This is a genomic window from Micromonospora sp. WMMD736, assembly GCF_049179015.1.
Taxonomy (GTDB): domain Bacteria; phylum Actinomycetota; class Actinomycetes; order Mycobacteriales; family Micromonosporaceae; genus Micromonospora.
In genome coordinates, this window is the sequence record NZ_JBMHMI010000001.1 from 2,794,098 (window position 1) to 2,820,849 (window position 26,752).

The following is a 26,752-nucleotide window of genomic DNA, read 5'->3' on the forward strand; positions in this document are numbered from 1 at the left end:
GCCGTCAGGCAAAGTCCACACAGTTGTGCGTCTGCGCGCAAGTGGCGCACCGGGTGGAACGGAATTTACCGTGCCAGCAGCGTACGGGCACCGTCGGTAATGGCTTCCGGGGAGACCAGAACATGACGTGCCGCCGGACCTAATGGTACAAACGAGTCAACTCCGGCCACCCGCCGCGCTGCGCCCACATATCCACCATCCACCAGGGCGGCGATGACTCCCTCGCCGACCCCGCCCGACCGGCGTGTCTCGTCCACCACCAGCACCCGGCCGGTCGCCGCGGACTCCCGAATGATGTCCGCCACCGGCAGGGGCGCCAGCCAGCGCAGGTCCACCACGCGGGTGCCGACGCCCTCCTCGGCGAGCACGGCCGCCGCCCGCAGCGACATCCGCACCCCGTTACCGAAGGTGATGATCGTCAGGTCGTCGGCCGAGCCGACCCGGTAGACCCGGGCCCGGCCGATCGGCACGTGCCCGGCCACCCACGAGCCCGGCTCGGGATAGCCGGCGAGCCACTCCCCGTCGCCGTCGGCGTACAGGTCACGAGTGTGGTAGAGCGCGATCGGCTCCAGGAACACGCACACGCTGCCGTCCACCGCCGCGCTCGCCAGGCAGGTCCGCAGCATGGGCGCGGCGTCGTCCGGCCGCGCCGGCACCGCGACCACCAGACCAGGAACATCCCGGAGTACGGCCACCGAGTTGTCGTTGTGGAAGTGCCCGCCGAACCCCTCCTGGTACGCCAGACCGGCGACCCGCACCACCATGGGGTTGCGGAACGCGCCGCGCGAGAAGAACTGCATGGTGGCGGCCTCGCCGCGGAGCTGGTCCTCGGCGTTGTGCAGGTACGCCAGGTACTGGATCTCCGGCACCGGCAGCATTCCGGCCAGCCCGGCGCCGAGGCCCAACCCGAGCACCGACGTCTCGTCGAGCAGGGTGTCGAAGACCCTCGCCGGCCCGAACCGGTCGCGCAGGCCCTTCGTCACGCCGTACACCCCGCCCTTGGCGGCCACGTCCTCGCCGAAGACGGCCATCTGGGGGTGGTCGAGCAGCCCGTCGGCGAGCGCCGCGTTGATGCTCTGCGCCAGGGTCATCGGGCCGACCAGCTCGGGCGGCTTGCCGCCGAACGCCTCCTCCCGGGCCGCCGCGCCCGGCCCGCTGGCCCGGGCCGCCGCGTCGGCCACGGCCCGCGCCACCCGCACCGGGCGGCGGGGAGCCAGCGCCGACACCACGTCGGCCGCGGAGGCCAGCTTGGGCTCGCCCAGCACCTCCTCGGCGAGCCGGCGTACCTGCCAGCCCGTCTCGTCGTACCGGGCCAGCAGCTCGTCGGCGGTCGCCACGCCCGCGGCGACGAGCAGCCGCGCGGTGGCGACCACCGGGTCCCGGTCCAGGTCCTCGGCCAGCTCGGCCGGAGTGCGGTACGCCGACTCCGCGTCCGCCCCGGCGTGGCCCATGAGCCGGACCGTGCGCAGGTGCAGCACGGCCGGCCGCCGGTACCGGCGTACCCAGGCAGCGGCCTCCTGCGCCACCGTGTACGCCCGCACCGGGTCGGCGCCGTCCGCGCTGAAGTAGCGGATGCCCGGCTTGGCGCGCAGCGTCGCCTCCACCCAGCCCTCCGGCGAGCGGACGCTGATGCCGAGCCCGTTGTCCTCGCAGACGAAGAGCACCGGGATGCGCAGGCCGGCGTGGTCGTACCAGCCGGCGGTGTTGAAGGCGGCGGTGGCGCTGGCGTGGTTGACCGACGCGTCGCCGAACGAGCAGACCACGATGGCGTCCGGCGGCCACGCGACGTTCGCCGCGCCGGCGCCGCTGCCGGCCCGCACCCCCGTCCCGGTACGCCGCCCGGCGGTGTCCAGCCGACGCAGCCGCTCCACGGCCAACCCCATCCCGACCGCGCGGGGCAGGTGCGAGGCGATGGTGGAGGTGGTCGGCACGACGGCCAGGTCGGCACGGCCGAACACCTTGTGCCGGCCGCCGGCGATCGGCTCCTCGCTGGACGCGACCATCCCCCGCAGCACGTCCCGGGCCGCCTCGGCGTACACCTCGAATCCACCGGTGGGGGTCGCGGACCCGGCGGCCTCGGCGTCGGAGGCCGGCTCGGGGGCGTCGGAGGCCGGCTCCGGGGCCTCGGCGGCGGACGCCGGAGCGGCGGCGGCGACCTGGGCCGCCCGCACGCAGTAGAACGCCCCGGAACGGTAGTGCAGCAGCGCCGGATCGGTGGGGCGCAGCGCGGCGGCGACCGCCGCGTTGCCCTCGTGCCCGGACGAGCCGATGGTGTAGAAGCCCTCCCCGAAGCTGCGCAGCCAGCGCCCGGCCAGGTCGAGCTGCCGGCTGGCCACCTGCGCGTCGAACAGCTCCAGCAGTTGGGCGCCGGTCAGCGGGGCGTCGTCGGTGACCGGTTCGGCGAGGTCACGCCGTTGCGGTGCGGCGGGCAGCGCCGCCAGCGTCTCCCGGAACCGGTCGTCGAGATCTTGCGGGGTGGTCACGTCCGACAGCATTACCGACGCGGGCCACCGTCGCCCAGTGGGACACGGCAGCCACCGGTCGACTCACTGCGGGTCGCAGGGCTCCGGACAACCGCCGTCGGACACCTTCCACACCAGGTCACGCAGGGTGGACAGCTCCTCGTCACGCAGTGGCGCGAGGAGTCGGGAGTCGGACATCACCTCGGCCACCCGGTCCCGCACGGCGCGACCGTCCCCGGTCACCACGAGCGTCTTCTGCCGGCGGTCGGCCGGGTCGGTCCGACGCTCGACCAGGCCGGCCTGCTCCAGCTTGTCGACCAGGGCGGTCACGTTCGACCGGTCACAGCTCAGCCGCTCGGCGAGGTCACGTGCCGGCAGGGGCCGGTCCGGGTCCAGCTCGTGCAGCGCCCGGGCCGCCGCCGGGGTGAGCCCCAGGTCGGCGAAGGCGGTGCCCTGCCGATGCCGCAGGGACGCCGTCAGGTGCGCCATCCGACGCATCACGTCGGCGGCCAACCCGTCGCGGTCCACCTGCCCGTTCGCCGTCTCCCCCGCCACCGCCACATCGTACGCACCGCAACGACCGCCCAGCTCAGCGATCAGATCCTGCCGGCTCCGGGCTGCCCGGCCGCAACAGCCGTCGGGGCGGTCAAGATCCGGGACGGTGGGGGCGTCAGGCGGGCAGGAACGAGAACCGGACCTGGCGGGTCGGGTTGTCGCCGTTGGTGTCGACGAGGCAGATCGACTGCCAGGTGCCCAGGGCCAGCCGGCCGCCGAGCACCGGCAGCGTGGCGTACGGCGGGACGAACGCCGGCAGGACGTGGTCCCGCCCATGGCCGGCCGAGCCGTGCCGGTGTCGCCAGCGGTTGTCGGTGGGCAGCAGCGCGTCGATCGCGGTGAGCAGGTCGTCGTCGGAGCCCGATCCGGTCTCGATGATCGCCAACCCGGCGGTGGCGTGCGGCACGAAGACGTGCAGCAGACCGTCCCCCTCGCCGGAGACGAAACTCTGGGCCTCGGCGGTGATGTCCCGGACGGCCGGCCGGGACCCGGTCTGGACGGTGATCACGTCACTGCGCATACGTCGCATTCTGCCGCAGCCGGCGGTCAGGAACCGCCGCCACCGCCACCGGAGTCCCCACCACCGCCGGAGAAGCCGCCGCCGGAGTCCCCGCCGCCGAAGAAGCCACCACCGCCGGAGTCGCCGCCGCCGGAGTCGCCGCCGCCGGACCAGTCACCCGCGCCGTAGTACGTCAACGGGACGCTGGTGTCGGCGTACCGTCGGCGCGGACCCGGTACACGACGAGTCCGTCGGGGCGCGGGCGCGCGCCACCCGCCGCGGAGTTGGACCGCGCCGAACGCCATCGCCGCGACGCCGAGAATCGTGATCGGCAGCACGGCGGGATTCCCCGCCAGGAGCACCGGCACGGAGACAAGCGCTCCGAGCGCGCCAACCAGGAGGACCACACCGCCGCTCACCACCCGCCGCCGGTTCATACCCGGCACCGTAGCGAGCCCGGGCAAGTGGGCGGTCGGACCGCCGTAGCGCTAAGTTACCGGCGAGTACCTGTGTTCAGCATCGCGTCCGGGGGACCTAGACGTGACGACAGGTGCCACCAGGGGGCAGGATGGCGCTAGAGACCTATCCCACACACAACCGAGGGAACGCCTGTGGCTACGGAACGCAAGCGCCCGGTGATCAGCGACGGCCTACCGAGCCAGCTTCCGGACATCGACCCTGAAGAGACCAGCGAATGGGTCGAGTCGCTTGACGGTGTCATCGACGAGCGGGGAGCCAAGCGCGCCCGCTACGTGATGCTGCGCCTGCTGGAGCGGGCCCGTGAGCGCCAGGTCGGGGTTCCGCCCCTGACCACCACCGACTACATCAACACCATCACTCCGGAACGCGAACCGTGGTTCCCGGGTGACGAGCACGTCGAGCGGCGCATCCGGGCGTACGTGCGGTGGAACGCCGCGATGCTGGTGCACCGGGCGCAGCGCCCGGAGATCGGCGTCGGCGGGCACATCTCCACCTTCGCCAGCTCCGCGTCGCTCTACGAGGTGGGCTTCAACCACTTCTTCCGGGGCAAGAACCACCCGGGCGGCGGCGACCAGATCTTCTACCAGGGCCACGCCTCGCCCGGCATGTACGCGCGGGCGTTCCTGGAGGGGCGGCTCAGCGAGCACGAGCTCGACGGGTTCCGCCAGGAGCTGTCGCACCCGGGCGGCGGTCTTCCGTCGTACCCGCACCCGCGGCTCATGCCGGACTTCTGGGAGTTCCCCACCGTCTCGATGGGTCTCGGCGGTCTGAACGCGATCTACCAGGCCCGGTTCAACCGGTACCTGCAGCACCGCGGCATCAAGGACACCTCGCAGCAGCACGTGTGGGCGTTCCTCGGCGACGGCGAGATGGACGAGCCGGAGACGCTCGGCGCGATCGGCGTGGCCGCCCGCGAGGAGTTGGACAACCTCACCTTCGTGATCAACTGCAACCTCCAGCGGCTGGACGGCCCGGTCCGGGGCAACGGCAAGGTCATGCAGGAGCTGGAGGCGTTCTTCCGGGGCGCCGGCTGGAACGTCATCAAGGTGGTCTGGGGCCGGGAGTGGGACCCGCTGCTCGCCGCGGACACCGACGGCGCGCTGGTCAACCTCATGAACACCACGACCGACGGCGACTACCAGACCTACAAGGCGGAGTCCGGCGCGTACGTGCGGGAGCACTTCTTCGGTCGGGACGCCCGTACCCGCAAGATGGTCGAGCCGCTCAGCGACGACGAGATCTGGAACCTCAAGCGGGGTGGGCACGACTACCGCAAGCTCTACGCGGCCTACAAGGCGGCCACCGAGCACACCGGTCAGCCGACGGTCATCCTGGCGAAGACGATCAAGGGCTGGACGCTCGGCTCGCACTTCGAGGGCCGCAACGCGACCCACCAGATGAAGAAGCTGACGCTGGAGGACCTGAAGACCTTCCGCGACCGCCTCTACCTGGACATCCCGGACAAGGCGCTGGAGGACAACCCCTACCTGCCGCCGTACTACCACCCGGGTGAGAAGTCCGAGGAGCTGGCGTACCTGAAGGAGCGCCGCGAGCAGCTCGGCGGCTACCTGCCCTCCCGGCGGACCAGCACCAAGCGGCTGAGCATCCCCGGTCCGGAGCGGTTCGCCGACGTCAAGCGCGGTTCGGGCAAGCAGAAGGTGGCCACCACGATGGCCTTCGTCCGCCTGCTCAAGGACATCATGAAGGACAAGGAGTTCGGCAAGCGCTGGGTGCCGATCATCCCGGACGAGGCGCGCACCTTCGGTCTCGACTCGATCTTCCCGACCGCGAAGATCTACTCGCCGCACGGTCAGCGGTACACCTCCGTCGACCGGGAGCTGTTCCTGTCGTACAAGGAGTCGACCACCGGGCAGATCCTGCACGAGGGCATCAACGAGGCCGGCTCGGTCGCCTCGTTCACCGCGGCGGGCTCGGCGTACGCCACCCACGACGAGCCGATGATCCCGATGTACATCTTCTACTCGATGTTCGGGTTCCAGCGGACCGCCGACGGGCTGTGGGCCGCGGCCGACCAGATGGCGCGGGGCTTCCTGCTCGGCGCGACCGCGGGGCGGACCACGCTCAACGGTGAGGGTCTGCAGCACGAAGACGGTCACTCGCTGCTGATCGCCGCCACCAACCCGGCGGTGGTCGCGTACGACCCGGCGTTCTCCTTCGAGATCGCGCACATCATGGAGAACGGCCTGCACCGGATGTACGGGGACGCGCAGGAGAACGTCTTCTACTACCTGACGGTCTACAACGAGCCGATCCTCCAGCCGGCCGAGCCCGAGGGCGTCGACGTGGAGGGCCTGCTCAAGGGCATCTACCGCTACTCGCCGGCACCGCAGGTCGACGGCCCGAAGGCCAACGTCCTCGCCTCCGGCACGGGCATGCAGTGGGCGCTCAAGGCCCAGCAGCTCCTCGCCCAGGACTGGGGGGTGGCCGCCGACGTCTGGTCGGTGACCTCCTGGACCGAGCTGCGCCGCGACGCGGTGGAGACCGAGGAGTACAACCTGCTCAACCCGGGCGCCGAGGCCAAGGTGCCGTACATCGCGCAGAAGCTGGCCGACGCGGACGGCCCCAAGGTCGCGGTCAGCGACTGGATGCGGGCCGTACCGGACCTGATCGCCCGCTGGGTACCCGGTGACTACACGTCGCTCGGCACCGACGGCTTCGGGATGTCGGACACCCGGCACGCGCTGCGCCGGCACTTCCACGTCGACGCCGAGTCGATCGTGGTCGCCACGCTGCGGCAGCTCGCCCGCAGCGGCGCGGTCGAGGCCACCGTGCCGGCCGAGGCCGCCAAGAAGTACGCGATCGACGACGTCAACGCCGCCCCGGTCGGCGAGACCGGCGGCGACAGCTGATCCAGCACGATCGAGGAAGGGCCCGGCGCTGACGCGCCGGGCCCTTCTGCGTCGCCCCCGCCCCGCCTCGCCCTCGCCCTGCACTGCGTCGATCAAGGAGTTGTGGTGGGGGACGAAGCGGTGAAGTCACCTCGTTCCGGGCACCACAAGTTCTTGATCGACCCGGCTCCTCGGGGGCGGCGGGCACGGGGGGCGGTGGCCGACGTTCCTGGTGGGGACGCCGGGCCACCGCCGGGGCGGGTGGCGCCGAGAGGACGTGGCTCGGTCAGCCGACGGCGGCCAGGTCGGTGAGCCGGGCCAACGAGTCCTCCAGGTCGGCGCCGACCCGACGCAGGCCGAGGCGCAGCAGAGCCGCCTTGACGGGGCCGGCCGGCCAGCGGACCACGATGAGCCGCACGACCGTCCCGCCCTCCTCCTCGTCCTCGGTGAGCTGGACGTAGATTTCGGTGCGCGCCTCCGCACGAGCACCGGCCCCCTTGGCCCGCTCCCGCCAGCCGATCAGTGTCGGCTCCTGATAGGCGATCACCTCGGCCTCATGCGCCGAACGCCCCGCCTGGACCAGTTGTCGCCGCCCGAAGCCCTCTCCCGAGAGGACTTCGGCCGCGCGAACCCCCGCCAGCCAGGCCGGCAACTGCTCGGCCCGCTGGACGACGTCCCAGACCACTTCCATCGGCGCCGCCACGTGCGCACTACGTTCCACGAGGATCATTTCCGTCTTGCCTCCAGTGAGGACATCCCACGATATCGGCACTCTATGCGTCAAAACGGACCAACCCGGACGGGTTCGGAAAAAGACACGCCGATCAACCATTGCGGATTGCGCCAGACCGCCCTATGGCGCATTCATCGACAGCGCCCTAGAGTCCCGAACACGTTTCACGTTGACCGGGAGGGCGCATGTCGACCGCACCGATGCCCGAGTTCCCCGACGGCTTCCGCTGGGGCGTCTCCACCTCGGCCCACCAGATCGAGGGCGCCACCACGGCCGACGGACGCGGAGCGTCCATCTGGGACACCTTCGCCCGCGAGCCGGGCCGGATCAGCGACGGCAGCAGCGGCGAGGTCGCCTGCGACCATTACCACCGGTCCGCCGAGGACGTGGCGCTGATGGCCGGGCTGGGCGTCGGGGCGTACCGGTTCTCCATCGCCTGGCCCCGCGTGCAGCCGGACGGCTCCGGGCCGACCAACGCCGCCGGCCTGGACTTCTACGACCGGCTGGTCGACGACCTGCTGGCCGCCGGCATCGATCCGGTGGCCACCCTGTACCACTGGGACCTGCCGCAACCCCTCGAGGACGCCGGTGGCTGGCTGCACCGCGACACCGCCGCCCGCTTCGCCGAGTACGCCGAGCGGACCGCCGCCCGCCTCGGTGACCGCGTCCGGCTCTGGATCACCCTCAACGAGCCGTTCATCCACATGAGCCTCGGTTACGGCATGGGCCAGCACGCCCCCGGCCGGATACTGCTCTTCGACGCCTTCCCGGTCGCCCACCACCAACTGCTCGGCCACGGGCTCGCGGTGCAGGCGCTGCGGGCGCACACCGCCAGCCCGGTCGCGATCGCCAACAACTACTCGCCCGTGCGGGTGCTCGGCGACAGCGACGCCGACCGGGCCGCCGGGGCCGCGTACGAGACGTTGCACAACCGGCTCTTCACCGACCCGCTGCTCGGACGCGGCTACCCCGAGCTGCCCGGCCTCGACCCGGCCGTCGTCCGCGCCGGCGACCTGGACACCATCGCCGCCCCCATCGACGTGCTGGGGGTCAACTACTACAACCCCACCGGGGTACGGGCAGCCGAGGCGGACTCGCCACTGCCGTTCGACCTGGTGCCGCTGGACGGCTACCCGCGTACCGCCTTCGACTGGCCGGTCGCCCCGGACGGCCTGCACGAGCTGCTCCGCTGGCTGCGGGACACCTACGGCGCGGCCCTGCCACCCATCGAGATCACCGAGGGCGGCTGCGCGTACGACGACGAGCCGGACGCGCACGGGCAGGTGGCGGACCCGGAACGGATCGCGTACCTCGACGGGCACCTGCGGGCCGTCCGGGCCGCCATCGACGACGGGGTGGACGTCCGCGGGTACTTCGTCTGGTCGCTGCTGGACAACTGGGAGTGGGCCGAGGGGTTCACCAAGCGCTTCGGCCTGGTGCACGTCGACTACGCCACGCAGCGGCGTACGCCGAAGTCGTCGTACACCTGGCTGCGGGACCTGATCGCGGGCAGCGCGCCGGGGTCGGCGCGGTGACCACCGTCGACCCGACGGCGGCGGCGCTGCCGGCGGCGCTCGCCGAGCCGACCGTGCCGGTGCGGCGCGGCTGGATCGGCCTGGTCTTCGCCGCCAACCTGGGTGTGTGGATGGCGTTCTTCACCCCCATCCAGGTGCTGCTGCCGCAGCAGATCGAGCGGATCACGCCCGGCGACAAGGAGGCCATGCTGGCCGTGGTCACCGGCCTGGGCGCGTTGGCGGCGGTGCTCGCCAACCCCCTGGCGGGCGCGCTGTCCGACCGGACCTGCCTGCGGATCGGAGGCCGGGAGTTCGGCCGGCGGCACGTCTGGACCGCCGGCGGCGCCGTGCTCGGCGCGGCGGCGCTGGTGCTGCTGGCCCAGCAGCGGACGATCCTCGGGGTCGCCGTCGGCTGGGTCGCCGCGCAGGTGTGCTTCAACGCGATGCTGGCCAGCCTCACCGCCGCCATCCCGGACCGGGTGCCGGTGACGCAGCGCGGCGGCGTGTCGGGCTGGGTGGGCATCCCGCAGGCGCTCGGGCTGGTCCTCGGGGCGATCCTGGTCACCGCAGTGGTCACCGGCAACGCCGCCGGCTATCTGGCCATCGCGGTGGCCATCCTGCTGCTGTCGCTGCCGTTCGCGCTGTTCACCCCCGACGACCCGCTGCCCCGCACGAACCGTCCGGCGCTGCGCGTCCGCGCGCTGTTCACCTCGATGTGGATCAGCCCGCGCCGGCACCCGGACTTCGCCTGGGCATGGATCACCCGGTTCCTGGTCCAGCTCGGCAACGCGCTCGGCACCCTGTACCTGCTGTACTTCCTCACCGACGGGGTCCGGTACCCCGATCCCGAGGGCGGCCTGCTGGTGCTGATCCTGCTCTACACGCTCGGCATGATGCTGACCGCAGTGGTCGCCGGCCGGCTCTCCGACCGCTCCGGGCGGCGCAAGATCTACGTGGTCGTCTCCGGCCTGATCATGGCGGTGGCGGCGCTGTTGCTCGCGGTCGCGCCCACCTGGCCGATGGCGATCGTCGCCGCGCTGCTGCTCGGCGCCGGCTACGGCGTCTACCTCTCGGTGGACGCCGCGTTGATCACGCAGGTGCTGCCCCGGGCCACCGATCGGGCCAAGGACCTCGGCGTGATCAACATCGCCAACTCGGCGCCGCAGGTGCTCGGTCCGGCGCTCTCCGCCCCGCTCGTGGTCCACCTGGGCGGCTATCCGACGCTCTACGCGGTCACCGCCGCCGTCACCGTGGTGGGCAGCGCCCTCGTGTTCAAGATCCGTTCGGTGGCCTGAGTCGGGGGCCGGCGGCTTTCGCGCGCCCGGAGTCGGGGGGCCGTGGCCGAAAGCGGTCGCGCACCGCCGTAGGCTTAAGGACGTGACGGTACGTGTGCGCTTCGCCCCCTCCCCGACCGGTATGTTCCACGTCGGCGGCGCCCGCTCGGCGCTGCAGAACTGGATCTACGCCAAGCAGCAGGGCGGGGTGTTCGTGCTGCGCATCGAGGACACGGACGCGGCGCGCAACAAGCCCGAATGGACCGAGGGCATCCTCTCCGCGCTGGACTGGATCGGCATCTCCCGGGGCAGCTACGAAGGGCCACACTTCCAGTCCGAGAACGCCGGCGAGCACCGGGCCGCCGCCGCCCGGCTCTACGAGTCGGGCCGCGCCTACTACTGCGACTGCACCCGTGAGGACGTCCAGGCCCGCACCGGCTCGCAGTACCAGGGCTACGACGGCTACCACCGCGACCGTGGCCTCGGGCCGGGGCCCGGGCACGCGCTGCGCTTCCGTACGCCCGACGAGGGCACGACCGTGGTCGTCGACCTGATCCGCGGCGAGCCCACCTTCGAGAACAAGCTCATCGAGGACTTCGTCATCGCCCGGGGCGACGGTTCGCCGGTTTTCCTGCTGGCCAACGTCGTCGACGACATGACCATGGGCATCACCCACGTGATCCGCGCCGAGGAGCACCTGCCCAACACGCCCAAGCAGCAGCTCCTCTGGGACGCCCTCGGGGTCAAGCCGCCGGTCTGGGCGCACGTGCCCGTGGTGGTCAACGAGAAGCGGCAGAAGCTCTCCAAGCGCCGCGACAAGGTCGCCCTGGAGGCGTACCGCGAAGAGGGTTACCTCGCCGGGGCGATGCGCAACTACCTCATGCTGCTCGGCTGGGCCCCCTCGGGCGACCGGGAGATCGTGCCCTGGTCGGTCATCGAGGACGAGTTCCGGCTGGAGGAGGTCAACCCCTCCCCCGCGTTCTTCGACGAGAAGAAGCTGCGCGCGTTCAACGGCGAGTACATCCGCGCTCTGCCGGTGGCCGAATTCGTCGACGCCTGCCAGCCGTGGCTGACCGGCACCGAGACCATCGCACCGCCGCCGTGGCAGCCGGAAGAGTTCGACGCCGACGCGTTCGCCGCCGTGGCACCGCTGGCCCAGACCCGGATCGCGGTGCTCAGCGAGATCGTGCCGAACGTCGACTTCCTCTTCCTGGCCTCGCCGACGATCGACGAAGCCGCCTGGACCAAGACGATGAAGGACGGGTCGGCCGAGTTGCTGGACGACGCCGTCGCGGCCTTCGAGACGCTGGAGTCCTGGGACGCCGAGTCGCTGAAGTCGACGCTGGAAGCGGTCGGGGCCGAGCGGGGCCTCAAGCTCGGCAAGACGCAGGCACCGGTCCGGGTCGCGGTCACCGGGCGCACCGTGGGCCTGCCGCTCTTCGAGTCCCTCGAGGTACTGGGCCGCGACCGCACCCTGACCAGAATCCGCGCCGCCCGCCTCCGCCTGATCTAACCCGCCCCCTGCCCCTGCCCCTGCGCCCCGCCCCCGCCGATCATGGAGTTGTGGTGCCGGGTTGGGCACCTTTGCGCAGGTTTTGCCCCCACCACAAGTCCATGATCGACCCCGATCCTGGCGAGCAGCGCCCGCAAGGGCGGAATGCGGCGGCGGGAGGTGCCGGCTCGCTGTAGGCGGTGTTGCGTGCGCGCTCCCCGCGCCGCGTCGATCTTGCAGTTTCGGTTGTCGATACGGGGCTTCGTGTCCGTTACGTCGGCACAGAAAGCGCAAGATCGGCGGGCTCGGGGGGCGGGGCAGGGGCACCCCCGAGGGCGGGGGGCGTTAGCGGGGGCGGCGGCGGAGCAGCAGGGTGGCGGCCAGGCCGGCCAGTAGCGCCGCGCCGCCCAGGGCCCAGGGCCACCAGGGGCCGCCCGAGTCGGATCGTTCGTCGGCGGCCGGTACGGCGGACACGGTGTCGGCCGACGGCGAGACAGGTGCGGCGGGGGACGCCGGGGGCGAGCCGGTCATGGTTGCCGACGGGCCGGGGGCTGAAGGGCTGCCGGCCGCCGAAGGGCTGGCCGAGGGGTCGGCGGCCGTACCGGTGGTGAGGGTGAACCGCACCTCGCCCTTGATCGGATGGCCGTCGTTCGACGGCAGCTGGTAGCCGACGGTGTAGAGCCCCGCCGCGCCCGGCTCGAAGGGCACGCGCACCCGGGTGCCGTCGAAGGTGGGCGGCCCGCCAGCGGCCACATTGTCCGGTCCGGTTATTGTGATCTTCGTCGTAGCCGGCGGCGGTTTGGCCAGGAAACGAAGCTCGATCCGGGTGGGCGCGGTGGCCACCCGGGCGCCGTCGCGCGGATCGCTGCCGGTCAGCGAGTTGTGCGCGGCAGCTGGCGTCGCCGGTGCCAGTAACGACACACCGAACGCCACGCCGAGTACCACTGGCACGAGCCGTGCCATCCGTGTAACCCTGCCCCCCATGAACCCCTCCGTAAGGGTACGATCCGCCCGCTGATCAAACAGCTCCTCGTTAGTCGAGCAGAGATCGCAGATAGTTCCAAATACTGTTCCACAAGCTGCAATCCATCGACGTTCTGCGGAGTCTGTGAGAGTGGGACCGACCCGGTCGGTGCCGTCACCGGCCGACCGACCCGGACGTCACGGCGAAGCCATCCATCGAACGGGGCGAGGAGGCGGGATGGTCCGACAGATGAGGCGTTGGCTCGCCGTGCTGGCGGGCACGCTGGCTGCGGCACTTGTGATGCTCGGCGTCGCCGGCCCGGTCAGCGCGGCGCCCAAGCCCGCGCCCGCCGGTGTGGACGTCACCGGCGAAGGGCTCACCGAGCCGCTGCGGCTACGGTCCGAGACCCAGCCGGCGCACGTTCTCGCGGTCATCGACCAGGTCAACTTCCTCGGTCGTACCGGAATGGCGACCGGCCCCAAGGCGGCCGACCTCGGTCCGAAGTACACGGTCGTGGTGCTGGCCGGAGAGACCCCGAAGCAGATCTTCGACCTCTACCCCAAGGCGGCCGGTGGCCCGCGCGTCTACCGCCCGGCCAAACAGCCGGACGGCCGTAAGACCAGCGCCGGCTGGTTCCTGGGCCGGCTCAGCATGTCCGAGACGCTGCGCACCGCCGGGGTGCCGCTGGAGCGGCAGTTCGACACGGTCAGCGGCGGCGTGGGCGGCGGCGAGCGGGTGCTGCCGGAGGACACGATGGATCCGGTGCGGGACATCGACGAAGCGCTCGGTGAGTTGCAGCGGCTGCTGCTGCTCAACGTCGGGGTGATGCTGACCATCACGGTCGGCCTCGCCGGGATCGCCCTGCTGATCCGCCGCCGGACCCGCTGACACGACCGCCCGACGACGCCGCCGGCCCGCCGACACGACCGCCCACCGCCGGCCCGCTCACACGACCGCCGGAAGACGTCGGCGCGGTGCAGCGGGCCACACCGGCCTCCGGGGTCAGCACCAGCGGCGTGGCGGGCGTTCCCGTCGTGTGCCCCGCTGACGTGGCCGGACCGGGCCGTGCCGGTGGGCGCCCGCCCAGCCCGGAAGTTCACTGAGGCAACCAGCGGCGTCCGACTCCGGCTCGCCCAGGGCCACCGGCTCGGCGGCCCGCTGGCGTGGGATCTCCTCGTCCGGCCGCCCGGTGGACACCTCGCTCGGGTGCGCCGCCGCCGGGCCGACCGGCCGGCGGGGCTTGCCGGCCGCCTGTGGGTCGTGGTGCCCCAGGCGGCAGGGCTCGCCCTGGGCGCAGCCGTGCTCGGCCTCCCCGTGCGCCATCCCCGGTCTCCTCACGCTCGCACTCACACGCAGGTGCTCCCCCCGTACGTGCCCTGTCACCGTACTGGCCGGGCCCGACGGGTTGTGCACGGCGTACCCCGGGGTCAGCGCCGCGGGCGGCCCGGGAAGACGGTCGCCCAGACCGGGAAGGCGACCAGCCAGATGAGGATCACGGTGGTCAGGCTGCGAATCCAGTTGCCCAGTTCACGGGTTCTTTCCGCGTCGTTCACCCAGAGGATGGCCGCGCCGAGCAGGCCGCACGCGACGGCCCAGCCGAGGAGCGCCTTGGCCCACTCCCGCCACTCGTGCCGGGCGCGGGCCCAGCCGTGGCGGGGTGGCCGCACGGGCGGCGGGCCACCGGCGAAGTGGTAGGCGAAACGCTGGTCCGCCCACCGGACCATCGAGTGCCCGAAGGCCACCGAGAAGCCGAGGTAGGCGGCGGCGAGGCCGTGGCCGACGTCGGCGGTGGCGCCGCGCCGCAGGTCGAGCGCGGACGCGGCGAGCAGGGCCAGATCAACGAGCGGTACGCAGAGCAGCAGCACCCCGCCGAGCCGTGGTCGGCGCAGCGGGTAGCGGGCCACCAGCCCGGCGGCGATCAGCACCCAGAACGCGATCTCACAACCGATGATCACCGCGATCAGCATGGCGTCCTCCCCCGTCGTCGCGACCAGCGTCGCCTACCGGCCGGGCCCGGACCTCGACACCGGAGACGAGATCGGAGTCCTCCCTTCGATGGACCGGCCACCCGGCGTACCCCTTTCGGCGCATGTCGGAGCGACCGGGCTCCTCCCTCGGTCGGAGTCGAAGGGCCGGCCGTCGTGATGGGATCGGGGCATGCGACCGCCACCGTGGCTCGGCTCCGGTACGCCTGGCCGGGACCTCACGCTGGCCGGCGCGTCGCTCGTCGGTGGCCTGGTGCTCTACGGCCTGGGCATGCAGCCACAGATCATCCCGCACCCGGACGTGCCGCCCGCGCTGTTCCTGGTGCCGCTGCTGGCGGTGTGCGGGGCTGTCGGCCTGCGCCGGGTCGCGCCCCGTGCCAGCCTGGCGGTGGGCACCGGGGCGCTGGTGGTGGACACGGCGCTGGGTAACTCGCTGGGCACGGTGGTGGTCTACACCCAGGTGCTCTACGACGCGTGCGTGTACGGACCGCCCCGACTGTGGCGGTGGCTGCTGGGGATCACCGTGACGCTGAGCGTGATCGGGGCGGTGGCCGGCGTGCTCGGCTTCGGTCAGTGGCGCGGGGCCGCCGTCGGGGTGCCGGTGGTGCTCGCCGGGCTGCTGCCGGTGCTGACCGGGATCAGCGTGCGGCAGTACCGCGACCAGGCCGCCGCCGAGCGGACCCGGGCCGAGCAGACCGCCCGGTTGGTGGAGTTGGACCGTCGGCAGGCGGTCAGCGCCGAGCGGGCCCGGATGGCCCGGGAGCTGCACGACGTGGTCGCCAACCACCTGAGCGCGGTGGCCATCCACGCCACCGCCGTGCTGTCCGTACCGGGGTTGGAACGTGGCCAGGTGGAGTCCGCGTTGCGGGTGATCCGGGAGAGCAGTGTGCAGGGTCTGGCCGAGATGCGGCAGATGATCGAGGTGTTGCGGGAGCCGGATGGTGGTGGACACAGCGGGCCGGGCACGGTGCCGGAGGCGGTCGCCGCGCGGCTCGCCGAGGCCGACGGGTTGATCGAGCGGGTTCGCGCGGCCGGCCTCGCGGTGCGCTTCCGCACCGACGGCACGCCGGGTCCGCTGCCGGTGGGGGTGGATCTCGCCGCGTACCGGATCGTGCAGGAGTCGCTGACCAACGCCCTCAAACACGGCACGGGCGAGGCGGATCTGACGATCGCGTACCGCCCGGCGGAGGTGGTGCTGACCGTCGAGAACCCGGTGCGCCCGGACGGGGCGGGGCTGACGGGCGCCGGAGCGGGACTCATCGGGATGCGGGAGCGGGCGGCGCTGCTGGCCGGCCGGTTCACCGCCGGACCGCAGGACGGCCGCTGGCAGGTGCGGGCCGCGCTGCCCACCGGGGATGGCCGGTGACCGCCCCGGTACGGGTGGTGCTCGCGGACGACCAGCCGGCGGTGCGGGCCGGGCTGGTGCTGATCCTGGCCGGTTCACCGGGCATCGAGGTGGTCGGCGAGGCGGCCGACGGCGACGAGGCGGTCCGGCTGTGCCGGCAGGTACGTCCCGACGTGGCGGTGCTGGACGTGCGGATGCCACGGCTCGACGGCATCGCCGCGACCAGGGCGATCGTCGCCGACGGGCTCGCCGACGTGCTGGTGCTGACGACCTTCGACCGGGACGAGTACGTCTTCGGCGCGCTGCGTGCAGGCGCGGCCGGATTCCTGCTCAAGGACACCGACGCGGCGGGGTTGGTCGCGGCGGTACGCACCGTGGCGCGGGGCGACGGCTTCATCGCCCCCGCGGTGACGCGCCGGTTGATCACCGCCTTCGCGGCCACCGCGCCGGGCGCGTCGGCCGCCACCCGGGCCGCCCTGGACACGTTGACCCCGCGCGAACGCGACGTGCTGGCCTGTCTCGGACTCGGCCTGTCCAATCAGCAGATCGCCGACCGGCTGGCGCTGGCGGAGAGCACCACCAAGACCCACGTGAGCCGCATCCTGGCGAAGCTGGACCTGCGCAGCCGGGTGCAGGCCGCGATCCTGGCCCAGGAGCTGGGGCTCTCCGCCCCGCCACGACCCTGAGTCGCCCGCTCCACATCGGACACCACCGGACGGCCCTGCTGTCGTACGCTGCGCGCCAGCGGTACCGATGATCACCGCTGCGGACGGAGACGACGTGCGACGGCTGTGGGGAACGACGGTCCTGGTGGCGCTGACCGTGGGGATGGGCGGCTGTGACAGCGCTCCCACCGAGGAGGCGGGTTCGACCTTCGCTCCCGCGGCGGGCGTGTGTCATGCCACCGCCTCCGACGATCGCAGCCCCGAGACGTACGCCCCGATCCCCTGTTCCGCCAAGCACGAGGTGGAGACGTTCCTGGTCGGCGTCATCCGTGGCACGGACGGTGCCGCGTCGGCGCCACCGGCGGCTGACACCGAGGCCATGTGGCGTCTCCACGATGCCTGCGACAGCGAGGCGGCCCGCTTCCTGGGCGGCGAGTGGCGCGAGTCACGACTGGCGATGCGGACGCTGACCCCGTCGACGGCGCGTTGGAAGGCGGGCGAACGGTGGTACCGCTGTGACCTGGTGGAGATGCTCGCGCTGGACCGGTGGGTGCCGAACCCGCGGGCGAACAGCCTGCGGGCCGGCCTGACGGGTGACTCACCGCTGCGGCTGACGTGCTTCACCGCGCCCGAGGAGAACGCCGAGAGCCTGGTCGACCTGCCGCCGGCCTCCTGCACCGGGCCGCACAGCACCGAGTTCGCCGGCATCTGGGCGGCCGGCCCGGAGGTGGAGGAACTCACCGAGGAGGTCATGCAGGCGGGATGCCGATCGACGGTGGCCCGGTACGTCGCAGCGCCGGAGGCCGCCCTGAAGGGCCGGCTGGAGGTGTTGGCGTACTTCCTGGAGAGCGAGCCGGAATGGCTCGCGGGCCGACTCAGCGCCATCTGCTTCCTGCACAGCCCAAACCGGCAGCTCAGCGGGTCCCTCGAAAATACCGGGCTGGCGGCCCGCTGATCGGTGCCGGCGTTCGTGGCCTGCTCACCACGTGTCAGGCTAGAGCGGTGAGCACGGCCGAGGGTGGGGAGCTGGCGGCCACGCTGCGCCGGATCGAGCGTTCGGCGGGGGCGTTGGCCACTGCCAGCGTGGCCCGGATGGACGAGACGCTGCCGTGGTTCCGGGCTCTCCCGGCCGATCAGCGCTCCTGGGTGATGCTGGTGGCCCAGGCGGGCGCCCGCTCGCTGGTGCAGTGGCTGCGCGAGGGTGGCGGCACGGCGGACAGCACGCAGGAGGTCTCCGACGACGTGTTCGACGCGGCGCCGCAGGCGCTGGCCCGGTCGATCACCCTCCAGCAGACCGTGGCGCTGATCAAGGTGACCATCGACGTCGTCGAGGAGCAGGTGTCGCAGCTCGCCGCCGAGGGCGAGGAGCAGCTGCTGCGCGAGGCGGTGCTCCGCTTCTCCCGGGAGATCGCGTTCGCCGCAGCCCGGGTGTACGCGCGGGCCGCCGAGTCGCGCGGCGCGTGGGACGCCCGGTTGCAGGCGCTGCTGGTCGACGCGCTGCTGCGCGGTGACTCGCCGGACGTCCTGGCGAGCCGGGCCGCCGCGTTGGGCTGGGCGGACGCGCCGCCGGTCGCGGTGGCGGTGGGCCACTCCCCCGGCGGAGAGGTCTCCGCCGTGCTGCACGTGGTGTACCGGCTGGCACGGCGGATCGGTGTCGAGGTGATCGGCGGGGTGCACGGCGACCGGCTGGTGATCGTGCTGGGTGGCGCGGCGGACCCGTTGAGCGCCACCGGCAAGCTGCTGGACGCGTTCGGTGCGGGCCCGGTGGTGGTCGGTCCGGCCGTACCCAGTCTGGACGAGGCGACGGAGTCGGCGCGGTCGGCGTTGTCCGGCTTCCGGGCGGCGCCGGCGTGGCCGAGCGCGCCCCGGCCGGTGGCGGCCGCCGACCTGTTGCCGGAGCGGGCCCTGGCCGGCGACGCGGAGGCCCGCCGCCGGCTGCGTCACGACGTGTACGCGACGCTGGTCCGGGCCGGTGGCGAGCTGCTGGAGACCCTGGACGCGTTCCTGGCCGCCGGTGGCACGCTGGAGAGCGCGGCGCGGGCGCTGTTCGTCCACCCGAACACGGTGCGGTACCGGTTGCGCCGTATCGCCGAGGTGACCGGTTTCTCGCCACTGTCGCCCCGGGACGCGTTCGCCCTCCAGGTGGCGTTGACTGTCGGTCGGCTGGACCCGGTGGTCCCGGTGGCCTCCTCGGTCCCGACCCAGACATTGACCCCGGCCGCCCGGAAATCCGCCCAAACCAGTGATGATCCCCGCCGATCTTTGTAAGAAACCTCCAAAGGTTCTAGTGCGGTTTGGTCGGCCCCGGCACAGCGCTACCCACGCGTATCCGGGAGAGTCATAGGCGTGCTCGCCGTACTTAGTCCCGGCCAGGGTTCCCAGAAACCCGGCTTTCTGACCCCCTGGCTCGATCTGACCGGCACCGAGGCGCGCCTGCGCTGGTGGTCGGCGCTGGCCGGCGTGGACCTGGTGCACCTGGGCACCGCCGCCGACGCGGACGAGATCAAGGACACCGCCCGTACCCAGCCACTGCTCGTCGCCGCGGCGCTGCTCGCCGCCGAGCACCTGCCGCTGGACGGCGTGGCGCTCACCGCCGGGCACAGCGTCGGCGAGCTGGGGGCCGCGACGGTGGCCGGGGTGCTGTCGGCCGAGGCCGCCATCGCCCTCGCCGGAATCCGCGGCCGGGAGATGGCCGCCGCCTGCGCGCTGGAGCCGACCGGGATGGCGGCCGTGCTCGGCGGCGACCCCGACGAGGTGCTGGCCGCGATCAGCGCCAACGGGCTGCACCCCGCCAACCGCAACGGCGCCGGCCAGATCGTCGCCGCCGGCGCGCTGGACGGGCTGGACGCGTTCGCCGCCGCGCCGCCCGCGAAGGCACGGGTCAAGCAGCTCCAGGTGGCCGGGGCCTTCCACACCCCGTACATGGCCCCGGCCGAGACCGCGCTGGCCGCCGTCGCCGCGGGGATCGCCCCCGTCGACCCGGCCCGGATCCTGCTGTCGAACCTCGACGGCACCGCCGTCACCGACGGGCACGAGCTGGTGCGACGCCTGGTCCGCCAGGTCACCGCGCCGGTGCGTTGGGACCTGTGCATGCGCGCCCTGGTCGAGCACGGGGTGACCGGCGTCATCGAGCTCCCCCCGGCCGGTACCCTCGCCGGTCTGGTCAAGCGGGAGCTCCGGGGCGAGGGCGCCCCGGAGATCGTCACCCTGAACACCCCGGACGACCTGCCGGCCGCACGGGACCTGATCGCCCGCCACGCCACGCCGGGCCAACCGCTCGCCCGCATCGGAGGACACTCATGACTGGCAGTCGCATCGTATCGATGGGGCACTACCAGCCCTCCCGGGTGGTGACCAACGACGACATCGCCCAACTGGTGGACACCAACGACGAGTGGATCCGCGACCGGGTGGGCATCGCCACCCGGCGGATCGCCGACAGCGAGACGGTGGCCGACATGGCCGCCGCGGCCGCCGGCAAGGCCCTGGCCAACTCCGGCCTCAGCGCCGCCGACATCGACCTGGTCGTGGTCGCCACCTGCTCCTCGATCGACCGGAGCCCCAACGTGGCCTGCCGGGTCGCCGCCAAGATGGGCATCGCCGCTCCGGGCGCGTTCGACGTCAACACCGCCTGCTCGGGTTTCGCGTACGCACTGGGCACCGTCGACCACGCCATCCGCGCCGGAGCGTCGCGCAACGCGATCGTGATCGGCGCGGAGAAGCTGTCCGACTTCACCGACTGGACCGACCGCTCCACCTGCATCATCTTCGGCGACGGCGCCGGCGCCGCGGTGGTCACCGCCACCGCCGACGACGAGCCCGCCGGCATCGGCCCGGTGGTCTGGGGCTCGGCGCCGGAGAAGAGCGACGCGGTACGCATCGAGGGCTGGCGCCCGTACATCCAGCAGGAGGGTCAGTCGGTGTTCCGCTGGGCCACCACCGCGCTGGCACCGCTCGCGCTCCAAGCCTGCGAGCGGGCCGGGGTGGACCCGTCGGAGCTGGCCGCGTTCGTGCCGCACCAGGCCAACGCCCGGATCATCGACGGCATCGCCAAGCGGCTCAACATCCCCGACGCGATCATCGCGAAGGACATCGTCGAGTCCGGCAACACCTCGGCGGCGAGCATCCCGCTGGCCCTGTCCAAGCTCGTCGAGCGGCGGGAGGTGCCCTCGGGCGCCCCGGTCCTGCTGTTCGGCTTCGGCGGTGGCCTGACCTACGCCGGTCAGGTCGTTCGCTGCCCCTGAAGCCCCCTTGAGCCGCGTACGCGCTCCAGGAGTGGCGGTCGGCGACGCCGGCCGCCGGAGAACCCCCTATGAGAGGAACCAACCGCAATGACCCGTGACGAGATCACCACCGGCCTCGCCGAGATCCTCGAAGAGGTTGCCGGGGTGAACCCGGACGACGTGGCCGAGGGGAAGTCCTTCACCGACGACCTCGATGTCGACTCGCTCTCCATGGTGGAGGTCGTGGTGGCCGCCGAGGAGAAGTTCGGCGTCAAGATCCCGGACAACGAGGTGCAGAACCTCAAGACCGTCGGGGACGCCGTCAGCTTCATCGAGGCGCAGTCCTGATCATGAGTCGTCCTGACGTCGTCGTCACCGGGCTCGGCGCGACGACCCCGCTCGGCGGGGACGTCGCGTCGACCTGGGACGCCATGCTCGCCGGCCGCTCCGGGGTGAGTGCCCTCACCCAGGAGTGGGCCGCGCAACTGCCCGTCCGGATCGCCGCCCAGCTGGCCGTGGAGCCGTCCGAGGTGCTGGACCGGGTGAAGCTGCGCCGGCTGGACCGCTCCGAGGCGATCGCGCTCATCGCGGCGCAGCAGGCCTGGGCGGACGCCGGCCTGGCGGACGCCGGCCTGGACGCCGAGCGGCTCGCGGTCAGCGTCGGCTCCGGCATCGGTGGCGCCACCACCCTGCTCGCCCAGGACGACATCCTGGAGGCGTCCGGACCGCGGCGGGTGTCCCCGCACACGATCCCGATGTTGATGCCCAACGGACCGGCCGCCTGGGTCGGCCTGGAGTTGGGCGCCAAGGCCGGCGTGCACACGGTGGCCAGCGCCTGCGCGACCGGCGCGGAGGCGATCGCGCTCGGCCTGGACATCATCCGCGCCGGCCGGGCCGACGTGGTGGTGGCCGGCGGCACCGAGGCGGTCATCCACCCGCTGCCGATCGCCGGCTTCAGCTCGATGCGGGCCATGTCGACCCGCAACGACGAGCCGGAGCGGGCCTCCCGCCCGTGGGACACCGGCCGCGACGGCTTCGTCCTCGGTGAGGGCGCGGGCATCGTGGTGCTGGAGCGGGCCGACCACGCCGCGGCCCGGGGCGCCCGGGTGTACGCGCGTCTCGCGGGTGCCGGCATCACCTCCGACGCGTACGACATCGTGCAGCCGCACGCCGAGGGTGAGGGCGCCATCCGGGCCATCGCCAAGGCGATCGCGGACGCGGACATCGCCAAGCAGGACATCGTGCACGTCAACGCGCACGCCACGTCGACTCCGGTCGGCGACATGCTGGAGATCGGCGCGCTGCACAAGGCGCTCGGCGACCACCCGGTGCTGGCGGCGACGAAGTCGATGACCGGTCACCTGCTGGGCGCGGCCGGCGCGTTGGAGTCGATCGCCACGATCCTGGCGATCCGCGACAGCGTCGTACCCCCGACGATCAACCTGGACGACCCGGAGCCCGGGCTCAGCCTGGAGGTCGCCGCGCACAAGGCACGTCACATGGAGATTCCCGCCGCGCTGAACAACGCGTTCGGTTTCGGCGGTCACAACGTGGCGCTGGTCTTCGCGCGGCCCTGACCCGACCGATCCGCGGCTATCCGGAACGGGCCCCCTCTCACCAGAGGGGGCCCGTTCGGCTGTTCAGCCTCGGTTGCGGGGGTGTTGCCGGGCGGTGCGCTCGTTGCCGTGGCGGTAGTTGCCGGTCCAGCGGGCCATCACCAGTTGCGGGTCGTCGTCGACCTCGGCGAGGAACTCCGCCGCGCGGGCGCCCCGCAGCGTGCCGGCCACCCGGCCGTGATGGGTGATCACCACCGTGCCGTCGGCCCGCTGGTCGTACCGGAAGCCCTGCGCCTGACCCATGGGCGACACGCTGCCAGGGCGGCCCCGCGTGGCGCGACCGAATTCCGGAGCGGACCAGCCCGCTTCCGCGACGATCGTCGAGGGCGTCGACTGACCGGGATCCGATCGAATTTCCGATGCCGTCAGTTCTTGCAGGTGGTGGCGGGCAGGCCGGACACGGCCACCGGGGACCGCCCGCTCGGGCGGGCCTTGCCGGCCAGCACGGCGGCGAGCGCGGTCATCGACGCCCGACTGGAGGAGTACGTGGCCAGCAGCGTCGGCGACTTGGCCTTGGCCAGCACGTACGGCGTGTCCATGGCGACGGTGACGGCCGCGCTGGCGCTCAGGTCCTTCTCCCCGTCGCCGTAGCCGACCAGGTGCACCACCGTCCCGCCGCTCGGCTTCACGGTCACCCCGGCCGCTTTCAGCGCGGTGGTGAGCGTGGCCCGGGTGCCGTCCCGACCGTCGGAGGAGGTGACGGTGACGGGGCCGTGCACCGCGCCTCCGCAGGCCCCCCGCAACACGGTGACCGCTCCGGCGGCCAGCGCGTCCGCCGCAGCGCGGTGTGCCGGGGTGTTGAGCGTGGACATCGGCTCGGCGGGAGCCGCCGCCAACCGGAACTTCATGGTCAGGATCCGGGTGACCGCGTCGACGAGCCGGGCCCGGGGCAGCGACCCGCCGCGCAGGGCAGCGAGCAGCCCGTCGTACGCCTGACCGACGTTCGGCGTCATCAGGATCAGGTCGTTGCCGGCGTTCAGCGCGCGGACGGCCGCCTCGCCGGGTGCCCACCGCTTGGCCGGCGGCATGTTCATCCCGTCGGTGATCACCACACCCTTGAAGCCGAGCTGACCGCGCAGCACGTCGGTGAGCAGCTTGTGGGAGAAGGTCGCCGGGGTGCCCGGGTCGATGGCCTGCGCGTCCAGGTGGCCGGACATGACGGCCATCGCGCCCGCGTCGAACCCGGCGCTGAACGGCGGCCACGCGCCGCTCTGCAACGCCGCCGCGGACTGGGTGAGCACCGGCAGGTCCTTGTGCGAGTCGTCCGCGCTGTGGCCGTGCCCCGGGAAGTGCTTCAGGGTGGCCGCGACGCCGCTGGCCTGTAGGCCCCGGACCGCGCCACCGACCTGCGCGGCGGCGAGCTTCGGGTCGGCGCCGAACGACCGGGAGCCGATCACCGTGCTGCGGGTGGCGAGCACGTCGGCCACCGGGGCGAAGTCGATGTTGATGCCCATGGCGGCAAGCTCGGCGCCGGCGGCCCGCCAGGCCGCCTCGGTCAGCTTCGGGTCGCCGGCCGCGCCCGCCGCGAGGGCGCTGGGCAGGATGGTGACGCCGTCGGTGACGCGGGTGACCACGCCGTACTCCTGGTCGGTGCCGATCAGGAAGGGCGCCGGGCCGGCGGCCAGCCGTCCGGCGGCCCCGCGCAGCCCGGTGGTCAGGTCGTGGACCTGCTTCGGGTTGTCGACGTTGGTGGTCTCCTGGTTGCCCTTGGTGGGGTCGTCGGCGCTGAAGCCGACCAGGATGAGCCCGCCGAGGCGGTACTTGGCGATCATCTCGGCGGGGGTGTCGACGCCGGCGAGCGCCTGGTTGCCGGCCGCCGAGCCGGTGGAGACCTTGGTGGCCGAGTCGCCGTACGCGTAGGGCATCAGCACCTGCCCGACCAGGTCCTCGTCGGAGAGCGTCACGACCAGCGCGGCGGCCCGGGCGGCCGGGTCGTCGGTCGGCGGCGAGGCGGGTGCGCTCGGGGCCGCCGAGGCACCGGTGGGGCCGGGCGTCGGGTCGGGACGATCCGGGGTACCCGAGCAGCCAGAGACGATCAGGGCGGTCAGGGCGGCGACGGCGACACCGGCGTGTCGCGGGCGAATCGGCACGCCGACCATCCCACCAGTTCCCCCTTATCGGGGCAACTTGACCTTACCGGTCGGCGCCGTACGGGTGACGCGACAGCCAGCTGGGCAGCGCGCGAGGCCCCGTCGTCAGCCGACCCGGGTGAGCAACGTCACCGGCGCACCGTCACCGGCGTACCGGTAGGGCTCCAGGTCAGCGTCCCACGCGGTGCCGAGTGCCTTGTCGAGGGCGTGCGACAACGCCTCCGGGGCCCGGGCGGAGGCCATCAGGGCCCGCAGCCGGTCCTCGCCGAGCTGGATGTCACCGGCTGCCCCGACGGTGGCCCGGAACAGCCCACGGGCGGGCACGTACATGAAGCGCTCACCGTCGACGCCGGGACTCGGCTCCTCGGTGACCTCGAAACGGATCATGGGCCACTGCCGGAGGGCAGCAGCCAGCTCAGCGCCCGTCCCCGGACGGCCGGTCCACCCGCACTCGGCCCGGCGGGCGCCGGGGTCGACGGGCTGAGCCGTCCACTGCAGGTTGACCGGCGCGGCTAGGACGCGCGCGATCGCCCACTCGACGTGCGAGCACACGGCGAGCGGGGTCGAGTGGACGTATACGACGCCACGCGTTGGCACGGTGACCTCCCGGAGAGCGAGGTGCGTCTTCCCCTACGACCTCGTCCACCCGAGTGGTTGCTGGAACACATGATGACTGCTGTGACGGATGGTGCGCCAGGGAATCGGAAAAAACGCCTCCCGGAATAGCCGGACGGGTGGTCTCCGTTGCCTCTCAGGACACCGCGACGACCAGCCTGATGTCGTGGTCATGTACAGTTCCATCGGCGGCTTCTGCCGCGTTACACCTCTGCGGGCCGACGCAGTGTCACCCGCACACAGCCCCCGGACGTTCCAGTCCTCCCGTACGTCTTGCAAGGAGTACCTCCGTGGCGAGCAACACCTCTAAGACCGCGCGCGCGTCAGTCCGGGCCGGCCAGGCTGGCCAGGGTGGCGCCCTCAGCGTGCTGGGCGAGTTCAAGTACCTCATCCCGCTCAACGGCGGCAAGCACGCCTACGTGCGCAACCTGACCAACGGCAAGACCGCGCACCTGCGTACCGACTCCGACGCCTTCGTCGAGGAGATCCGGGCGCTGGCCGCCGCCGGCCACGCCGCCAAGATCCGGGCGGAGATCAACAACCTGGCCACCGTTCACCCGAACGACGGCTGGGAGGCCACCGAGAAGCGTCTGGTCGCGGCCGGCGTCTTCGAGGGCTGAGCCCTCCCCCACCGCAGCACCGACCGCCCGCCGGGATCTCCCGGCGGGCGGTCGTTCGTTTCTCAGGACGGTTCGAGCAGGGCGACCTCGCCGGTACGCAGGTCGTAGAGGCCGCCGACCACCGCGACCCGACCGGCGGCGACCGCCTCGGCCAGCAGGTCGTCCTCGCGCAGCGTGTGGACCGTACGCCGGACGTGCCGGCGGACCGTGAGGGCGAGCACGGCCGGGTCGTCGAGCCCCACCTCGGTGACCGCCGGGGCGATCTCGTCGACCAGGTGGTCCAGCGAGCCGCCCGGCCGCTCCCCCGTACGCAGCGCGTCCACGGTGGCGCCCACCGCCCCGCACCGCTCATGGCCGAGCACCAGCACCAGCGGCACGCCGAGCTGGCCGACCACGAACTCGATGGATCCGCGCACCGCGCGGTCCAGCACGTGCCCGCCCGTGCGGATCACACAGATCGCCCCGAAGGTCTGGTCGAAGATCGCCTCCAGCGGCACCCGCGAGTCGATGCAGCCGAGCACCACCGCGTACGGCTGCTGGTCGCCGGAGGCGGCCGCCGCGGCCGTGACGTCGTGACCGTGCACGGGTTGGCCGCTGACGAACCGCCGGTTGCCGGCGAGCAGTTCGGCGAGCGCGGCGCGCGGCGTACCGCCGGCCTGCCGCCCCTGCCCCGCCACCTTCATGCCGTCCAGCCTGGCCCGCCGCGGTACGACCACGGGCGAGGTCGGGAATGTTCGCTCGGACGCGATTGGCGTGGTGTCCCGGGGGGTA

At 72.6% G+C, this 26,752-nt stretch carries 25 protein-coding genes and 2 pseudogenes; 14 read left to right on the forward strand and 13 right to left on the reverse strand.

The window, feature by feature from the left end:
* Positions 1-65 precede the first annotated feature (65 nt).
* The 5 genes and pseudogenes from ACN269_RS11945 to ACN269_RS11965 form a co-directional block, all read right to left on the reverse strand.
* Positions 66-2,036: pseudogene (locus tag ACN269_RS11945) on the reverse strand (thiamine pyrophosphate-dependent enzyme); the annotation flags it as partial.
* Between the two features lie 110 nt (positions 2,037-2,146).
* Positions 2,147-2,495: pseudogene (locus ACN269_RS11950) on the reverse strand (transketolase); the annotation flags it as partial.
* 51 nt (positions 2,496-2,546) lie between these two features.
* Positions 2,547-2,960, reverse strand: coding sequence for a MarR family winged helix-turn-helix transcriptional regulator (locus tag ACN269_RS11955; RefSeq protein ID WP_421476298.1), 414 nt, complete (start codon positions 2,958-2,960; stop codon positions 2,547-2,549).
* Positions 2,961-3,132: 172 nt separating this feature from the next.
* Positions 3,133-3,537 (reverse strand): YjbQ family protein, encoded by a 405-nt coding sequence (locus ACN269_RS11960; protein WP_421472513.1) that lies wholly within the window; start codon positions 3,535-3,537, stop codon positions 3,133-3,135.
* Positions 3,538-3,563: 26 nt separating this feature from the next.
* Positions 3,564-3,953, reverse strand: coding sequence for a hypothetical protein (locus tag ACN269_RS11965; protein WP_421472514.1), 390 nt, complete (start codon positions 3,951-3,953; stop codon positions 3,564-3,566).
* A gap of 174 nt (positions 3,954-4,127) precedes the next feature.
* Here ACN269_RS11965 and aceE point away from each other — a divergent pair, with 174 nt between their 5' ends.
* Positions 4,128-6,866, forward strand: a complete 2,739-nt coding sequence (gene aceE / locus ACN269_RS11970; protein ID WP_421472515.1) for a pyruvate dehydrogenase (acetyl-transferring), homodimeric type — start codon at positions 4,128-4,130, stop codon at positions 6,864-6,866.
* 265 nt (positions 6,867-7,131) lie between these two features.
* Here aceE and ACN269_RS11975 read toward each other — a convergent pair whose 3' ends face one another.
* The gene (locus tag ACN269_RS11975; protein ID WP_355051413.1) at positions 7,132-7,575 is read right to left on the reverse strand and encodes an SRPBCC family protein; all 444 of its coding nucleotides are present in this window, start codon (positions 7,573-7,575) and stop codon (positions 7,132-7,134) included.
* A gap of 188 nt (positions 7,576-7,763) precedes the next feature.
* Between ACN269_RS11975 and ACN269_RS11980 the strand changes: the two genes are divergently transcribed.
* The 3 genes from ACN269_RS11980 to gltX all read left to right on the forward strand — a co-directional run bounded on the left by ACN269_RS11980 (position 7,764) and on the right by gltX (position 11,879).
* Entirely contained in the window at positions 7,764-9,113 is a 1,350-nt protein-coding gene (locus tag ACN269_RS11980) for a GH1 family beta-glucosidase (protein WP_421472516.1), read from the forward strand.
* Entirely contained in the window at positions 9,110-10,387 is a 1,278-nt protein-coding gene (locus tag ACN269_RS11985) for an MFS transporter (RefSeq protein WP_421472517.1), read from the forward strand. The genes ACN269_RS11980 and ACN269_RS11985 overlap by 4 nt, the downstream gene beginning before the upstream one ends.
* An 82-nt stretch (positions 10,388-10,469) precedes the next feature.
* Complete coding sequence (gene gltX, locus ACN269_RS11990) at positions 10,470-11,879, forward strand: glutamate--tRNA ligase (protein ID WP_421472518.1); 1,410 nt, start codon at positions 10,470-10,472, stop codon at positions 11,877-11,879.
* Positions 11,880-12,203: 324 nt separating this feature from the next.
* On the opposite strand, the gene ACN269_RS11995 is transcribed toward gltX, so the two are convergent.
* On the reverse strand, positions 12,204-12,821 hold the full coding sequence (locus tag ACN269_RS11995; protein ID WP_421472519.1) for a copper resistance protein CopC: 618 nt from the start codon (positions 12,819-12,821) through the stop codon (positions 12,204-12,206).
* A 238-nt stretch (positions 12,822-13,059) separates the two neighbouring features.
* Here ACN269_RS11995 and ACN269_RS12000 point away from each other — a divergent pair, with 238 nt between their 5' ends.
* The gene (locus tag ACN269_RS12000) at positions 13,060-13,710 is read left to right on the forward strand and encodes a hypothetical protein (protein ID WP_421472520.1); all 651 of its coding nucleotides are present in this window, start codon (positions 13,060-13,062) and stop codon (positions 13,708-13,710) included.
* A gap of 114 nt (positions 13,711-13,824) precedes the next feature.
* Here the strand turns inward: ACN269_RS12000 and ACN269_RS12005 are convergent, their stop codons facing one another.
* Positions 13,825-14,145, reverse strand: coding sequence for a hypothetical protein (locus ACN269_RS12005; RefSeq protein ID WP_421472521.1), 321 nt, complete (start codon positions 14,143-14,145; stop codon positions 13,825-13,827).
* Positions 14,146-14,249: 104 nt separating this feature from the next.
* Positions 14,250-14,789: a hypothetical protein gene (locus ACN269_RS12010; protein WP_421472522.1), complete on the reverse strand. Its 540-nt coding sequence runs from the start codon at positions 14,787-14,789 to the stop codon at positions 14,250-14,252.
* A gap of 190 nt (positions 14,790-14,979) precedes the next feature.
* Here ACN269_RS12010 and ACN269_RS12015 point away from each other — a divergent pair, with 190 nt between their 5' ends.
* The 8 genes from ACN269_RS12015 (at position 14,980) to fabF (ending at position 22,617) form a co-directional block, all read left to right on the forward strand.
* Positions 14,980-16,173 (forward strand): sensor histidine kinase, encoded by a 1,194-nt coding sequence (locus ACN269_RS12015; protein WP_421472523.1) that lies wholly within the window; start codon positions 14,980-14,982, stop codon positions 16,171-16,173.
* Entirely contained in the window at positions 16,170-16,838 is a 669-nt protein-coding gene (locus ACN269_RS12020; protein WP_421472524.1) for a response regulator, read from the forward strand. Before ACN269_RS12015 ends, ACN269_RS12020 begins: the two co-directional genes overlap by 4 nt.
* Before the next feature lie 94 nt (positions 16,839-16,932).
* A complete protein-coding gene (locus ACN269_RS12025; protein WP_421472525.1) occupies positions 16,933-17,772 on the forward strand; it encodes a septum formation family protein in 840 nt (279 codons plus the stop codon).
* A complete protein-coding gene (locus ACN269_RS12030) occupies positions 17,772-19,085 on the forward strand; it encodes a PucR family transcriptional regulator (protein ID WP_421476300.1) in 1,314 nt (437 codons plus the stop codon). Before ACN269_RS12025 ends, ACN269_RS12030 begins: the two co-directional genes overlap by 1 nt.
* 78 nt (positions 19,086-19,163) lie before the next feature.
* Positions 19,164-20,120 (forward strand): ACP S-malonyltransferase, encoded by a 957-nt coding sequence (locus ACN269_RS12035; RefSeq protein WP_421472526.1) that lies wholly within the window; start codon positions 19,164-19,166, stop codon positions 20,118-20,120.
* Entirely contained in the window at positions 20,117-21,061 is a 945-nt protein-coding gene (locus ACN269_RS12040; RefSeq protein ID WP_421472527.1) for a beta-ketoacyl-ACP synthase III, read from the forward strand. Before ACN269_RS12035 ends, ACN269_RS12040 begins: the two co-directional genes overlap by 4 nt.
* Before the next feature lie 87 nt (positions 21,062-21,148).
* A complete protein-coding gene (locus ACN269_RS12045) occupies positions 21,149-21,388 on the forward strand; it encodes an acyl carrier protein (RefSeq protein ID WP_007463517.1) in 240 nt (79 codons plus the stop codon).
* A 2-nt stretch (positions 21,389-21,390) separates the two neighbouring features.
* Positions 21,391-22,617, forward strand: coding sequence for a beta-ketoacyl-ACP synthase II (fabF, locus tag ACN269_RS12050; RefSeq protein WP_421472528.1), 1,227 nt, complete (start codon positions 21,391-21,393; stop codon positions 22,615-22,617).
* A 63-nt stretch (positions 22,618-22,680) separates the two neighbouring features.
* On the opposite strand, the gene ACN269_RS12055 is transcribed toward fabF, so the two are convergent.
* From ACN269_RS12055 to ACN269_RS12065, 3 genes are all read right to left on the reverse strand, one after another.
* Complete coding sequence (locus tag ACN269_RS12055) at positions 22,681-22,899, reverse strand: hypothetical protein (protein WP_355241242.1); 219 nt, start codon at positions 22,897-22,899, stop codon at positions 22,681-22,683.
* Positions 22,900-23,021: 122 nt separating this feature from the next.
* Positions 23,022-24,755 carry a glycoside hydrolase family 3 protein gene (locus ACN269_RS12060; protein ID WP_421472529.1) on the reverse strand — a complete coding sequence of 578 codons (1,734 nt, stop codon included), beginning with the start codon at positions 24,753-24,755 and terminating at the stop codon, positions 23,022-23,024.
* A gap of 96 nt (positions 24,756-24,851) precedes the next feature.
* The gene (locus tag ACN269_RS12065) at positions 24,852-25,343 is read right to left on the reverse strand and encodes a DUF3145 domain-containing protein (protein WP_355051394.1); all 492 of its coding nucleotides are present in this window, start codon (positions 25,341-25,343) and stop codon (positions 24,852-24,854) included.
* A gap of 308 nt (positions 25,344-25,651) precedes the next feature.
* Here ACN269_RS12065 and ACN269_RS12070 point away from each other — a divergent pair, with 308 nt between their 5' ends.
* Positions 25,652-25,981: a hypothetical protein gene (locus ACN269_RS12070; protein ID WP_355051393.1), complete on the forward strand. Its 330-nt coding sequence runs from the start codon at positions 25,652-25,654 to the stop codon at positions 25,979-25,981.
* 62 nt (positions 25,982-26,043) lie between these two features.
* Here the strand turns inward: ACN269_RS12070 and ACN269_RS12075 are convergent, their stop codons facing one another.
* Positions 26,044-26,664: a carbonic anhydrase gene (locus ACN269_RS12075; protein WP_421472530.1), complete on the reverse strand. Its 621-nt coding sequence runs from the start codon at positions 26,662-26,664 to the stop codon at positions 26,044-26,046.
* Positions 26,665-26,752 lie beyond the last annotated feature (88 nt).